The sequence below is a fragment of the Streptomyces sp. NPDC054961 genome (assembly GCF_053609145.1).
Genome location: NZ_JBSGWY010000016.1, coordinates 135,095 through 147,292, shown reverse-complemented (window position 1 = coordinate 147,292; position 12,198 = coordinate 135,095). Strand labels below are relative to the sequence as shown.

Annotated in this window: 15 protein-coding genes; 5 read left to right on the top strand and 10 right to left on the bottom strand. The window is 73.0% G+C overall.

All coding sequences use genetic code 11. The features are described from left to right. Positions 1–132: 132 nt before the first annotated feature. From ACWF9Z_RS17155 to ACWF9Z_RS17125, 7 genes are all read right to left on the bottom strand, one after another. The gene (locus ACWF9Z_RS17155; RefSeq protein WP_453602929.1) at positions 133–333 is read right to left on the bottom strand and encodes a hypothetical protein; all 201 of its coding nucleotides are present in this window, start codon (positions 331–333) and stop codon (positions 133–135) included. Positions 334–574: 241 nt separating this feature from the next. Beyond that, a complete protein-coding gene (locus ACWF9Z_RS17150; RefSeq protein ID WP_453602927.1) occupies positions 575–1,702 on the bottom strand; it encodes a M20 family metallopeptidase in 1,128 nt (375 codons plus the stop codon). Between the two features lie 103 nt (positions 1,703–1,805). Next, positions 1,806–2,387: a GNAT family N-acetyltransferase gene (locus ACWF9Z_RS17145; RefSeq protein WP_453602925.1), complete on the bottom strand. Its 582-nt coding sequence runs from the start codon at positions 2,385–2,387 to the stop codon at positions 1,806–1,808. An 82-nt stretch (positions 2,388–2,469) separates the two neighbouring features. Next, positions 2,470–3,234: an SDR family NAD(P)-dependent oxidoreductase gene (locus ACWF9Z_RS17140; protein WP_453602924.1), complete on the bottom strand. Its 765-nt coding sequence runs from the start codon at positions 3,232–3,234 to the stop codon at positions 2,470–2,472. Between the two features lie 110 nt (positions 3,235–3,344). Next, positions 3,345–4,817 carry an MFS transporter gene (locus tag ACWF9Z_RS17135; protein ID WP_453602922.1) on the bottom strand — a complete coding sequence of 491 codons (1,473 nt, stop codon included), beginning with the start codon at positions 4,815–4,817 and terminating at the stop codon, positions 3,345–3,347. Positions 4,818–4,889: 72 nt separating this feature from the next. Then, positions 4,890–5,474: a TetR/AcrR family transcriptional regulator gene (locus ACWF9Z_RS17130; RefSeq protein ID WP_453602920.1), complete on the bottom strand. Its 585-nt coding sequence runs from the start codon at positions 5,472–5,474 to the stop codon at positions 4,890–4,892. A 54-nt stretch (positions 5,475–5,528) separates the two neighbouring features. Next, positions 5,529–6,017, bottom strand: a complete 489-nt coding sequence (locus tag ACWF9Z_RS17125) for a MarR family winged helix-turn-helix transcriptional regulator (protein ID WP_453602919.1) — start codon at positions 6,015–6,017, stop codon at positions 5,529–5,531. A 91-nt stretch (positions 6,018–6,108) separates the two neighbouring features. Here ACWF9Z_RS17125 and ACWF9Z_RS17120 point away from each other — a divergent pair, with 91 nt between their 5' ends. Then, the gene (locus ACWF9Z_RS17120; protein WP_453602917.1) at positions 6,109–6,501 is read left to right on the top strand and encodes a nuclear transport factor 2 family protein; all 393 of its coding nucleotides are present in this window, start codon (positions 6,109–6,111) and stop codon (positions 6,499–6,501) included. A 49-nt stretch (positions 6,502–6,550) separates the two neighbouring features. Here ACWF9Z_RS17120 and ACWF9Z_RS17115 read toward each other — a convergent pair whose 3' ends face one another. Then, positions 6,551–6,835 (bottom strand): hypothetical protein, encoded by a 285-nt coding sequence (locus tag ACWF9Z_RS17115; RefSeq protein ID WP_453602915.1) that lies wholly within the window; start codon positions 6,833–6,835, stop codon positions 6,551–6,553. Positions 6,836–7,351: 516 nt separating this feature from the next. Here ACWF9Z_RS17115 and ACWF9Z_RS17110 point away from each other — a divergent pair. The 4 genes from ACWF9Z_RS17110 (at position 7,352) to ACWF9Z_RS17095 (ending at position 10,415) form a co-directional block, all read left to right on the top strand. Beyond that, positions 7,352–7,558, top strand: a complete 207-nt coding sequence (locus tag ACWF9Z_RS17110; RefSeq protein ID WP_453602913.1) for a hypothetical protein — start codon at positions 7,352–7,354, stop codon at positions 7,556–7,558. 2 nt (positions 7,559–7,560) lie between these two features. After that, a complete protein-coding gene (locus tag ACWF9Z_RS17105) occupies positions 7,561–8,985 on the top strand; it encodes a cytochrome P450 (RefSeq protein WP_453602911.1) in 1,425 nt (474 codons plus the stop codon). Between the two features lie 139 nt (positions 8,986–9,124). Further along, a complete protein-coding gene (locus ACWF9Z_RS17100; RefSeq protein ID WP_453602909.1) occupies positions 9,125–9,742 on the top strand; it encodes a hypothetical protein in 618 nt (205 codons plus the stop codon). A 184-nt stretch (positions 9,743–9,926) separates the two neighbouring features. Continuing rightward, positions 9,927–10,415 (top strand): peroxiredoxin, encoded by a 489-nt coding sequence (locus ACWF9Z_RS17095; protein WP_453602907.1) that lies wholly within the window; start codon positions 9,927–9,929, stop codon positions 10,413–10,415. Between the two features lie 2 nt (positions 10,416–10,417). Here ACWF9Z_RS17095 and ACWF9Z_RS17090 read toward each other — a convergent pair whose 3' ends face one another. Continuing rightward, on the bottom strand, positions 10,418–11,257 hold the full coding sequence (locus ACWF9Z_RS17090; RefSeq protein WP_453602905.1) for an SDR family NAD(P)-dependent oxidoreductase: 840 nt from the start codon (positions 11,255–11,257) through the stop codon (positions 10,418–10,420). A 263-nt stretch (positions 11,258–11,520) separates the two neighbouring features. Further along, positions 11,521–11,892 carry a hypothetical protein gene (locus ACWF9Z_RS17085; RefSeq protein WP_453602903.1) on the bottom strand — a complete coding sequence of 124 codons (372 nt, stop codon included), beginning with the start codon at positions 11,890–11,892 and terminating at the stop codon, positions 11,521–11,523. Positions 11,893–12,198: the final 306 nt, after the last annotated feature.

Here is a 12,198-nt window from a genome sequence, read left to right as displayed (position 1 = left end):
GTCTCTCTCTGGGTGGGGGGGGGGGGGGGGGGGGGGCCCCGCCGGCGCCCCCCCCACCGCGCCGTCTCCCCCCCGGCCCCCGGGGCGGCGGGGGGGGGGGGGCCCCCCCCCCCCGGGCCGTGGACGGCTTGCTCAGTTGTTGGATCCCACCGTGTTGTTGAGGCCCGCGTTGAACACGTCGTCGGCGGCGAACTGCAGCCAGTTGCCGAAGACGAAGGTGTACGACGTCTCGGACGGAGCGTTGACGGTCACATCGGCAGCGGCGGCGGAGGCGCCACCGAGGACGATGACACCGGCCGCGACGACGGAGAGCACGGAGCGAACAGAGCGCATGGATCGACCTTTCGAGGGGGTGAAGGGCACCACAGAACCTAGAGAGGTGTAGGCGGTCTGTCCCGGCGCAGGGCCGGGCACCGCCGAGAGCCAGCCGATTGGCGCAGCCGGGCCGCACCGGCCGGAGTACCGCCGCGCCACGCTGTGACCGTGCACTTCAGTGGGCGCCGTTCGCCGGGTGTGGCCCTCCCTTCGGGGTGTGCACCGCACGCGGCCAGGCGCCTCTCGCGGCGGACCGCTCTCACACGTACCGCTGCCGCGTGCCCGCTTCTCCGTTCTGAATCGCGTTCACCAGTCCGGCGACGAGGTGTGCCCGCTCCGCCATCGCACCGACCACCACGTACTCGTGCTCGGCGTGGGCGCCGCCTCCGACGGCTCCGAGGCCGTCGAGCGTCGGTACGCCCAGCGCGGCCGTGAAGTTGCCGTCGCTGCCGCCGCCGACCGCCTTGCCTTCGAGCCCGGGAAGCAGCCGTTGGGCCACCGCGAAGAGCTCAGCCGACGCCGACTCGGGCATCGGGGGCCGGCCGACGGCCCCTTCGACCGTGATGCGCGCCTCGTCGAGGTGCGGGGTGAGCGCCGCGAACGCGGACTCGATGCGGTCCTTCTCCCCGCTCGACTCCACCCGGACGTCGACGATGACGGTCGCCTCGGCGGGGACGACGTTGTCGAGGGTTCCCGCGGAGGCGACGGTCGGGGTGACGGTCGTGCCGATCTCCGGACGGCCGAACGCCGCGATGTCCAGTACCTGGTGGGCCGCCTCGATCAGGGCGTTGACCCCGGCCGCGGGCTCGAGGCCCGCGTGCGACGCCCGGCCCGCGATGGAGACCTGGAAGGTGCCGCAGCCCTTGCGGCCGGTCTTCAGGGCTCCACCGTCGGCGGAGCCCTCGAAGACGAGCACGGCGCCGCACGCGAGGGCGCGTTCCTCGATGAGGGCCCGGGAGGAACGGGAGCCCACCTCTTCGTCGGCGGTCACGAGGATCTCGACGCCGGACCGGTCGTCGAGCGCCGCCAGGCCGTGGATCGCCTGGACCAGGCCGCCGAGCATGTCGAAGACCCCCGGGCCGGTCGCGTGGCCGTCCCGCACGAGGAACGGACGGCGTTCGAGGGTTCCGAGCGGGAACACAGTGTCGTGGTGACCGAGGATCAGCACCTGGGGATCGCCGCCCGCCGACCAGTGGACGTGGGGTCCGGCTTCGCTGTCGACGAGGACGGCCCGGCCGCCGAGGCGGTTCTCGATGACGGCGGCGACGACCTTGGCCGATGCCCTCAGGGCGTCGAGGTCGCGTGAGGGGGACTCGACCTCGACGAGCGTCCTCAGGTCCTCGATCATCGCGTCGACACTCACGTGGGCGGTCTTGCTCATCGTCATGGGGCAAGCGTAGCCCGCAGGCACATTCCCATGATCGTACGAACCGGCCGCGCGCCTCCTCGCGGTCACCGTCCGACGGCAGCCCGGGCCCCGAGGTCCCGCGTCAGACAGCGCGTTCGCCGTTTCCGGCCGTACGGGTCTCCCACTGCTCGGCGGTGACCCGCCAGGTGACGTCGATCCCCACCTGACCGGGCGCCTCGGGGCCTTCGGGTACGGGGCCGCGGCCGATCTCGGTGAACCCCAGCCGTCGGGCCACGGCCCCGCTGGCGGTGTTGGCGGCGTCATGGTGGATCTCCACGTGGTCGACGTCCGCCAGCCGGAAGCCCTGGTCGACGAGAGCCTCCGCGGCCTTCGTGGCCAGCCCTCGGCCGCCCCAGCCCGGGTGGATCCAGTAGCCGATGTCGAGGCCGCCCGGGCCTATCCTCCGCCAGAGCCCGCAGCTGCCGATCACCACGCCGTCCGACGTGATGGCGTAGCCGAATCCTTGCCCGGTCTCCCACTCCTCGTGGCTCCGGGCAAGGAATTTGGCGGTGTGCGGCCTCCCGGCGTCAACGGTCCAGGGCATCCACGGCTTCAGGTGGTCCAGGGATTCACGGATCGTCCGGTCCAGGACGTCGATGTCGCCCATGCGCCAGCGGCGCAACTCGAGTTCGCCGGAACCGAGGACCTCAGCAGGTGCGTTCATACCCTGGATGATCTCTCAGCGGGGCGGAAGCCAACAAGGCCGTTGCGCACGGCCGAAGGGCCCGGATCCGGGGCCCGCCCGGTCAGGCGGCGGCGCCGCCGTCGATCACCAGGTCGGTGCCCACCACGGAGGCGGCGTCCGCCGAAGCCAGGTAGAGCACGGCCGCCGCGACCTCGGCGGTGGTGGACACCCGGCCCAGGGGCGATTCGCCCTTCATCCGGGCCGCGCGGTCGGCGTCGCTCTCCCCCGCGTGGAGCGACATGGCGGTGGCGGCCGGGCCGGGGCTGACCGCGTTGATGCGGACTCCGTCGGCGATGTGGTCCAGGGCCGCGACCCGCGTCAGGGCGGAGACAGCCGCCTTGGCGGCGGCGTAGCCGCCCACTCCCGGAATGCGGGTGTGGGCGCCGAGGTTGGAGGAGACGTTGACGATCGCCCCTCCGGTGGACTGCTCGCGCATCCGGGAGACTTCGGCCTGCAGGCCGAAGAGCACGCCGGTGACGTTGATGTCGAGCAGGGTGCGCCAGTCCTCCTCGGAAAGGTCGGCCACGGGGCCGCCGCCCAGGAAGACGCCCGCGTTGTTCACCGCGACGTCGAGGCTCCCGAAGAGTTCGACGGTCCGGTCGACGAGGCCTCGTACCTCCTCGGAGCGGGAGACGTCCGCGGTCACCGCGGCGGCCGTTCCCCCTTCCTTCTCGATCAGGGCGACCGTTTCGGCGAGCGGCGCGGCCGTTCGTCCGGCGACGACCACCGAGGCTCCCTCGGCCGCGAACGCGAGGGCGACGGCTCGCCCGATGCCGGATCCGGCGCCGGTGACGAGGACGCTCTTGCCGGTGAAACGTGTGGACACGGTACTGACTCCCTTGTTGGCTGCTGGCTGCTGGTTGTTCGTTCTCGTCGGTCCCTGGCACGTGACCGGGGACCGCCGGCGGGTTCTCCCGGCTGCCGGCCCCCGGCCGGCTACTTGATGCGGGTGTTGAGGAAACCGGCCGCGGCGAAGGCGATCGCCATCGCGGCGAGCGAGACCTTGTCGGAGCCGAGGGCGAGGACGGTGGCGAAGATGACCGTCGGGCCGAGCTCCATCGCGGTGTTCATGACCCCGCCCGCGAGTCCGGCCTGGTGAGGCTCGACCCCGTCCGTGGCCAGGACCGCGGCGCCGGCGAAGGCCGCGGCGCCGCCGGCCGGCAGCAGGAGCAGGCCGGGGAGGAGCCCGAGGGCGTACGGGGTGTGCTCGGCCAGTCCGGTGAGGGCGAGGAGTCCGAGGCCCGCCGCCGCGGTGACGAGGCCCGCCGTGGTCACGGTCACGGTCCCGTACCGGGCGATGAGCGGGCCCGCCGCGCGGCCGGCGAGGAGCAGCGCCACCGCGAAGGGGACGAAGGCGGCGGAGGTCTGGAGCGCCGACCAGCCGCGGTCCTCCTGGAGGCTCAGTGAGAGCAGGACGAAGGCCGTGGCCGTGCCGGCGGCGGTCAGACCGATGGCCGAGAGCGCCAGGACCCGGCGGCCGTTGCGGAGGAACCCGAGCGGGAGCAGCGGGTCACGGGCCCGGCGTTCGACGATCGGGAAGGCCACCAGGAGGACGGCGGCGGTGATCAGCGCGACCAGGACTCCGGTCGACCCCCAGGAGTGGGCGTCGGTGAGGACGAGGCCGTAACTGGCCAGGCTGATGCCGGCGGTGGCCAGCAGGGCCCCCGGGAGGTCGAGGGACCGGCCCTCCCCGACGGGGGTGGCGGGCAGCAGACGGGGGGCCAGTGCCAGTGCGGCCACGGCCACCGCGACGGGAACGACGAAGGACAGCCGCCAGGTGGAGAGCGCCGAGATGACGCCGGAGAGCAGGTTCCCGGCGGTCGCGCCGAGCACCGAGAGACCTCCCCAGGTGGCCATGGCCCGTCCGTACGCGGCGGGTCGGGGGAAGACCGCGCGCAGGACGGCCATCGCGGCGGGCGCGGTGAGCGCGGCGCCCACGCCCTGGGCGAAGCGGGCCGTGAGGAGAACGGCGGAGTCCTGGGCGAGCGGTGCGGCGAGGGACGCGACGGCGAACACGACCAGTCCGGCGTTGAGTGCCCTGCGCCCGCCGAAGCGGTCGGCGATGCGGCCGCCGAAGAGCAGGAGCCCGGCGAAGGTCAGGCCGTAGGCGGCGCTGAGGAGGAGCAGGCCGTCGCGGGCCAGGTCGAACTCGCCGCCGATGGCGGGCAACGGCACGATGAGCGAGGTGAGCGTGAAGATCAAGGACATCTGCACCGCGCCGAGCAGCGCGAAGGCGGGGCCGGAGGACGGGACGGCCGCCGCGGGGACCGCCGCTGCCGGTGCGGCCGCCGCGGGGCCGGATGAGGTGGCGGCCGGCAGGGCGGCCGCGGCGGTGGCGGTGGCGGCGGCGGTGGCCGGAGTCCCTGCCCCTGCCCCTGCCCTGAGGGTGCTGCTCCGAGTGGCGGTCATTTCTCCCCCTGATATTTGATCGTACGTTCCAGAATAAGCCGCTGAAAAAACTTCCCCGCAGGGAAGTGCGTTTCAGTCGAGCAGGGTCAGGGCCTGCTCTGCCGCGTCGCGCACGACGCCGGGGTCGCCCGAGGCCTTGCCCACGACGCGCAGGCCCTGCATCAGCACCAGCAGCATCCGCGCGAGCATCCGCGGATCGCGGTCACCGGACAGCTCCCCCTGCGCCTGGGCCCGCACCAGCGCCGAGCGGAACAGGGTCTCGATGTGACCCCAGCTCGCCTCGACCCTGCGAGCCGCCTCCGCGTCGTGCGCGCCGAGCTCCGCGGCCGTGTTGGTGACGAAGCAGCCGGTCAGGCGCTGCCCGTGGCAGCTGGACTCGAGGGCGAAGCGCCGGACCACCGTGCGCACGGCCGGCAGTGCGGGTCCCGGCTGGGACAGTTCGCGCAGCAGGAGCGCGTCGCGGTTCTCGTTGTAGCGGTCCAGCGCCTTCATGTACAGCTCGTGCTTGTTGCCGAAGGTGGCGTAGATGCTGGCGCGGCCGATCCCGAGCCGGTCGACGAGGTCCGCCATCGACGTCGCCTCGTAGCCGCGCTGCCAGAACAGCTCGAGAGCCGACTGCAGCGCGGCGTCCGGATCGAATTCCTTGGTCCTGGCCACGATCAGTACGGTACGGGATACTGGAACGAGTAGTCAAGTATGGATGGCCCCCCCTTACACGGGCCGCCCGAAGGGACCTTCCTCCACGAACCTGCGCAGCCCGCGAGCGAACGACGACGCCTCGCCCGGCGGCCACGATTCCAGGGACTCCTCGATCCGCAGGGCGAGCCGCTCCCGCATGACCTCGACCGTGCGCACACCCTCCTCGGTGAGGGTCAGCAGCACGGAGCGCCGGTCCCCCGGGTCCGGATCGCGCCGCACCAGCCCGGCCGCCTCCAGCCTCGAGGCCCGCCGGCTGACGCCGGAGCGGTCCAGACCCACCTCGGCGGCCAGCTCGGCCGCACTGCGCGGGCCGGTCCGGGACAGGCCGCTGAGCACCGGGTAGGTGACCTCGTCGACGGCGTCGCCGAGGCCCTCGGTCAGCTCCCGGTAGAGGCCGGCCCGCAGACCCCGCTTGAGCAGCTCCCCGAGCGCGCCAGCCACCTCGCGCCCCACCTCGAGCCCTGCCTCGCGCCCCACCTCACGACCCGCTTCGTGTGCCATACCGAACAGATTAGCGTGCGCCGCGCACGCAGTAGGGCTTATGCTCGGACAAGCGTGCGGCGCGCACGCTTATTTTCTACGGAGGACAGCCATGAGCCCGACCAGCATCGCCGCCGCCCTGACCGACCTGCTCTTCACCCCGGAGCTGGATCTCGACGAGGCCGCCGACCGCCACTTCGCCCCCGACTACCGCCAGCGCACCGACGGCAGGTGGGACGACCGCGCCGGATTCCTCGAGCACATCGCCCACCTCCGCACGGTGGTGGCCGGCGGCACGCTCGAGGTCCACGACGAACTGAGCGACGGCCGGCTGTACGCCGACCGCCACACCGTGCACGTCACGAAGAAGGACGGCTCGACCGTGAGTACCGAGGTCTACCTCTTCGGCGAGTTCGCCCCCGACGGCCGGTTCCGCCGCGTGGAGGAGACCACGTTGATGCTGGCGGGCGACGAAGCCGACCGGAACCTCGGCAGCGCGCGCTGACGCGGCGCGCGGGGCGGACGCCTTCGACTCCCGCCGGGCGCAGACCCGTTCAGTTGGCCGGGAAGCCCGGCGCCGGGTAGGCCGTGAGGCCCACGATGTCGACGCAGCGCAGCAACTTGGCCTGGGCGCGGGGCGAGTCGGCCACGGGTACGACGATCTCGCACACGGCGGGACCGCCGCCGTCGGAGGCCCGGTAGGACAACGCCCTGACGGACAGGTTGTTGAGGGTCGCGGAGATCCGTGTGAGGGCGTGACCACCGTCGTGGACCGTGACGGTCAGCATGTGGCAGGCGGGGGCGACTTCGGGGAGGACGTCGCTGCGGGTCAGGGTCATGAGTCGTGGGCTCCTGTCCTGGGGGTCGGGCGGGGGGGCGGCAAGGGTCAGGGGTCAGGTGGGCTGGGCCGGGGCCGGGGCCGGGTGGCGCGTTGCCCCGGAAAACAAGAAGACCCCTCGCGGATACGAGAGGTCTGCGTGCGGGCGGCGAGCTGACGGCATGGCCGCTCGGTCAGCTCGGGGCCGGCACGCCGGCGGTAATCATCTGCTCGCGAAGCATGGGGCAGAGTCTGGCACGGGCCCGCCGTGGCGTGGGACCGCATCTCAGCATGCGGATGGGCCGCGCCGCGCGGCGGGGTTGCGGGCCAGGACTCGGGCCGGTCCGCCCCCGGCCAGGACCCCCGGGGCACGCCCCCCCCCGGAGGTTCCGGACGAAGGCGCGGCATTGTGCCAGATGCGGACGCGGCCGGCATGCCACGCGTTTCCGTGACATGCCCGACGGCCTCCGGGAGGGCGTAATGGGTGCATCGAACAGGGCGGACCAGCCGCCCTGTACCCCGTAGAAGGAGGCCAGCCATGGCTGCCCTGATCCCCCTGCGCAAGTCGCTCCTCATCGCCGTATCCGCCGTCGCCGCACTCCTCGGCGCCGGACCGGCCTTCGCCGCGTCGAGCTCCGCCCATTTGGCCAACGACCCCTCCGGGGCGAAGGTCCAACGCAGCAGCGCGCTCGGGGGGCAGGACCATTCCAGCGCGTATTACTACTACTACGTACAGGCCCGGTAACCGTGCCGACGACCCGAGTGCCGCCCGGCCCCACAGGGGCCGGGCGGTACGGCAACAGGCGCGCGTTCGAGCGGGACCAGCTCGGCTTCCTGCTCGACCAGCGGCAGTACGGCGACGTGGTCCGACTCGACGACGACCTGTACATCGTGAACTCGCCCGTCCTGGCGGAGGAGGTCTTCAAACACACCAACACCACGTACGCCATCAGCCGGGACCTGCTGGGCGAGGCGACCGACGGAAGCCGCGCCTCCGCGGACCTGGCCCTGTGGATGCGGGCCCGCGGCCTGGCCGGACGCGGGCTGAACCGGACCAGCCTGCGCGCCGCCGAAGACGGCCTCGCGGCGACCGTCGCCCGCCACGCGGACTCCTGGCGCGCACGCGGCAGGTTCGAGGCGATCCCCGCACTGGAGGACCTCAGCGCCCACCTCATCGCCGCATTCTGCCTGGGACCGGAAACCGGCGAGGTTCCCGGCCTCCTCGCCCGCCTGCAGGACGCGCTCCTGCCCCCGGCCCTGCCCCTGCCCGCCCGTTGGCGCGCCCTGCGCAAACGCCGCCTCCAGCGCGCCGGCCGCGACCTCGCCGCCGAAGTCTCCTCCCTGATGCGCCGGCGTCACACCACCCGGCACGAGGACTCCCCGTCCGTGGTCGCGGACCTCCTCAACACCGCGTGCGACGAAGGCGCCCTCACCCACGAAGGCGCCACCAGTGTCATCGTCGCCAACCTGTTCGCCGCCCACGAGACCACCGCCGCGGCACTCGCCTGGCTGCTCCTCCTCCTCGACCGGCGCCCGGAGATCCATCAGCGGGTACGGGACGAGGCCGACCGGGAGATCGGGGACCGGCTCCCCACCGCGGTCGACGTGCCCCGGCTGACCGTCACGGAATCCGTCGTGAAGGAAACCCTCCGCCTCTACCCGCCGCTCTGGTTCCTCCAGCGGACGGTGGCGGAACCCGCCGAACTCGCGGGCTACCCCCTGCGCCCCGGCCAGCAGGTCGCCGTCAGCCCCTTCGTCCTCCACCGCGACCCCCACCACTACGACGAGCCCACCGCGTTCCACCCGGACCGCTGGACCGACCGGCCCGCCACCCCACGGCCCAAGTACGCGTTCATGCCCTTCGGCGGCGGCCCGCGCACCTGCCTGGGAGCGCACTTCGCCACCACCGCCATGACCCTCACCACCGCCACCCTCACCCGCGACTACCAGATCACCCGCACGCCCGGCATCACCCCCGCCTTCCACACGCGCACCATCCTCCAACCCCACCACCTCACCTTCGACATCACCGGCCGACCCCACCCGCCCGGCCGCCGACCCGGCGCCCGGCAGCCCGCCACCGCGGCGGAGCCCCACGGCCACCAGGCCTCCCGGTGCCCGTTCGCCGGCGCACGACCGGCCGCGCGGGACACCGGCAGCGGTCCCGCCTGAGCAGGGAGGAACGGCCGGGTGGCCGCCCGGCCCGAACAGGAGGTCCCGGCCGCGCGAAGAGCGGAGCCGCCGTACGTGGCCCGGGGGGCCGGCGCACCCGCCTCCCGGGCCGCTCCCCCGGACTGACATCGTGTCCCTCATGTCCCCCGAGAACTCCGAGACCCCCGGCGATCCGTCCCGGCACCGCGACCCGGGGATGCAGTTGGACCGGTACGCCGAGCGCATCCTCGTCGTCTGCCCGCGCTGTGGCGGGCAGGCGCTCTGCGCACCCCGGCCCGGCCTCCCCGCGCTCGCGTACTACACCGAGCTGCTGTTCCGGCCCCGGAGGATGACCTGCGTCCACTGCGGGGCCGTCGACGCATGGGAGGCCGGGGTACGGGGGGCCGGGCTGATCGGCGCGGTCCTCGGCGGCACCGAGGACCCGTTCTTCCGGCGGCCGCTCTGGTTGCAGACCCGGTGTGCCGGCCACGTCCTGTGGGCCTACAACGAGGAGCACGTCGACGAGCTGGCCGCCTATGCCGGAGCCCGGTTGCGCGAACGCGGCACCGGCTTCGGCAGCCCCACGCGGTCGATGATCCCCCGGCTGCCCGGCTGGATGAAGGTCTCGGGCCACCGCTCCGAGGTCCTCGCGGGCCTGGAGACGCTGCGCGCCCTCGCGCGTCGGTGCGCGCCCGCCGACCGCTCCGATGCCGCGCACGAGCGCGGCGACCGGCCCCGCCCGGCGTCGAGCACGTACGTCCGGGGCGAACCGTACTGAGGGATCCGGCCTTCCGGTGCGGGCCGCGCGACCACCCCCGGGTCGCGCCTCGGCGGCGAGCGCGTCTCCGACGGCTTCACCGGAGCCGTCGCCGGCCGGGAGCGGGAGCGCAGCGGCTGCCGGTGACGGGGGGCGCCGCGAGCGGGTACCGTACGCCCTCCACCGACAGAGAGGCACGGACACCGTGACCCGAATCCCGGCCGTGGGCGACGTCGTGAGCGACTTCTCGCTCCCCGGCGGCCAGCTGACCGACGACGCGTTCGTCCGAGGGGAGTACGCGCTCGGCGCGCAGCGCGGGACCCCGGTCGTCCTCGCCTTCTACCCCGGCGACAACACCCCCGTGTGCACGGCGCAGTTGTGTTCCTACTCCGACGGGCTGGAGGCGCTCGGCGCGTGTGGGGCGCAGGTGTGGGGCATCAGCCCGCAGGGCGTCGACAGCCACGAGGCCTTCGCCTCGGCCCGTGGCCTGCGGATGCCGCTGCTGGCCGACACCGACCGCGCGGTGGCCCGCGCGTTCGGGATCACGGCTCCGCTGATCGGGCTGCGCCGGGCGGTCTTCATCGTCGCCCCGGACGGCACCCTGCACTGGAAGCACGTCGCCGCGGTGGGGATGAGGTTCCCTTCGGCCGAGCTCATCGCGGAGCAGTTGGCCGGCGTCACCGCCGTGGGCTGAGGTCAGGCGGTCGTCCGCACGACCCCGGCACCCTCGTCGCCGGCCAACGGCGCGGGCATCAGGCGCCCGACGGACCTGACGAGTTGGCGGCGGCTCAGGAGGCGGCCGCCGACGGCCATCATCCGGTTGAGGGCGCCGGAGATCACGCTGGGGCCCGGGTTCTTGCGGTCGAGGGTTCTGAGCGTCGTGCGGACCACTTCCCCGCACGTCTGGAACGTGGTGCCGCCGTTCACCTCGCGCGTGCCGATGACGTCGAAGAACTCGGTGGTCGTCGCCCCGGGAGACAGGGCGAGCACCCGCAGTCCGGTGCCCCGGGACTCGTACCAGAGCGCTTCGGTGAAGCTCAGGACGAAGGCCTTGGTGGCGCCGTAGACGGCCATGTGGGGTATGGGCTGGTAGGCGCCCATGCTCGCGACGTTGACCAGGACGCCCTTGCCGTGGTCGCGCAGCGGCCCGATGAAGGCGCGGCTGATGTCGACCACCGCGCCCACGTTGACGGCGAGTTCCTGTCGCAGCCGGTCGGGGTCCTCCAGGTGGAGCGGCCCGAAGGTGCCGAATCCGGCGTTGTTGACCAGGCTGGTGACGGTGATGCCGAGCCGGGCGACCTCGGCGGAGAGCAGGTCGCCGACCCGCTCCGCCCGGAGGTCCATCGGTACGGGTGTGACCCGGACCCCGTGGGCCGCCGAGAGCTCCGCCGCCAGCCGTTCGAGGCGGTCCTGGCGGCGGGCGACGAGGACGAGGTGCGATCCCCGGGCGGCGAGCCGGCGGGCGAACTCCTCGCCGAGTCCGGAACTGGCCCCCGTGATCAGTGTGGTCTGGCCCCGGTAGTCGACCGCGTTCATGCCGCATCTCCCGTACGTGTGGTGGCGCGCGCCTGTCTGGCGGCTCACCGTACGCGCGGCCGGCCGTCACCGCCACGCCCGCGGCGGTCTGCCGGAAGCGACCGTCGGGGACGGACGCCTCGAGCCGGGGGCCGGGGATGAGGGATGGGAAATGCGGGATGGGGGATGCGGTGTCGCGGGACGCTCGGCCGCCTTGACGGCTCGGCGGCTTGACGGTTTGACGGTTTGACGCAGGGGTCCGGGGCCTCGGCGGGCCGGGGGTGTCAGCGGGCGGCGGTGCGCAGCGCGTCGCCGACGAGTCGCACGGAGCGGGCCAGGCGGGCGAGTTGGCCGAGCTCGATGGCGTACATCCTGATCGAGTTCTCGATGACCACCTCCGCGACGCCGAGGGCGGGGAGTTCGGCGCGGCTGGTCTCCATGGCCACGCGTACGGCCCGCAGCTCGTGCTGCACCTGGAGCTGGGCGTGCCGGGCGAGGAGGACGGGGCTGCGGGTGAGGGTCACGTATCCGGAGTAGCGGGCCGGGAGGAGGTCGCGCAGCCAGCGGATGGCCGTACGTTCCCAGTCGTGGTTCCCGGGGTGCTTGACCTGGAGGGGCCAGTCCGGGCTGCGCGTGATGAGTGCCGTCTGAGACATTCTTGTCCGCTTCCGCAGGGTGTGCTGATCGGTGGTGTCTGTGGCGGCCTCGGCCCAGGGGTTGGCCGAGGCCGCAGGGGCGCTCCGGGATCCGAAAGCCGGACGGGGCACCTGGCGGAACGTGAGGAGGAAGGCGTCACGCCGGGTGTCTGTTCTGGGAGGGCGTGGGGTCGCTCTCCCTGGCATGTCTACGGATGACCGCGCCGCCATCAGTAAACATATATACCGTTGAGTACGCAAGGGTATGAAAATATTCATGTCCGTATTCAGCGTGAATATGATCGCCGCAACCCGCCCGGAACTCTC

Excerpts from the sequence above, each read along its gene's own strand:
- ACWF9Z_RS17155 (WP_453602929.1), bottom strand. The coding sequence starts at position 333 with ATGCGCTCTGTTCGCTCCGTGCTCTCCGTCGTCGCGGCCGGTGTCATC.
- ACWF9Z_RS17150 (WP_453602927.1), bottom strand. The coding sequence starts at position 1,702 with ATGACGATGAGCAAGACCGCCCACGTGAGTGTCGACGCGATGATCGAG.
- ACWF9Z_RS17145 (WP_453602925.1), bottom strand. The coding sequence starts at position 2,387 with ATGAACGCACCTGCTGAGGTCCTCGGTTCCGGCGAACTCGAGTTGCGC.
- ACWF9Z_RS17135 (WP_453602922.1), bottom strand. The coding sequence starts at position 4,817 with ATGACCGCCACTCGGAGCAGCACCCTCAGGGCAGGGGCAGGGGCAGGG.
- ACWF9Z_RS17125 (WP_453602919.1), bottom strand. The coding sequence starts at position 6,017 with ATGGCACACGAAGCGGGTCGTGAGGTGGGGCGCGAGGCAGGGCTCGAG.
- ACWF9Z_RS17120 (WP_453602917.1), top strand. The coding sequence starts at position 6,109 with ATGAGCCCGACCAGCATCGCCGCCGCCCTGACCGACCTGCTCTTCACC.
- ACWF9Z_RS17115 (WP_453602915.1), bottom strand. The coding sequence starts at position 6,835 with ATGACCCTGACCCGCAGCGACGTCCTCCCCGAAGTCGCCCCCGCCTGC.
- ACWF9Z_RS17110 (WP_453602913.1), top strand. The coding sequence starts at position 7,352 with ATGGCTGCCCTGATCCCCCTGCGCAAGTCGCTCCTCATCGCCGTATCC.
- ACWF9Z_RS17100 (WP_453602909.1), top strand. The coding sequence starts at position 9,125 with ATGTCCCCCGAGAACTCCGAGACCCCCGGCGATCCGTCCCGGCACCGC.
- ACWF9Z_RS17090 (WP_453602905.1), bottom strand. The coding sequence starts at position 11,257 with ATGAACGCGGTCGACTACCGGGGCCAGACCACACTGATCACGGGGGCC.
- ACWF9Z_RS17085 (WP_453602903.1), bottom strand. The coding sequence starts at position 11,892 with ATGTCTCAGACGGCACTCATCACGCGCAGCCCGGACTGGCCCCTCCAG.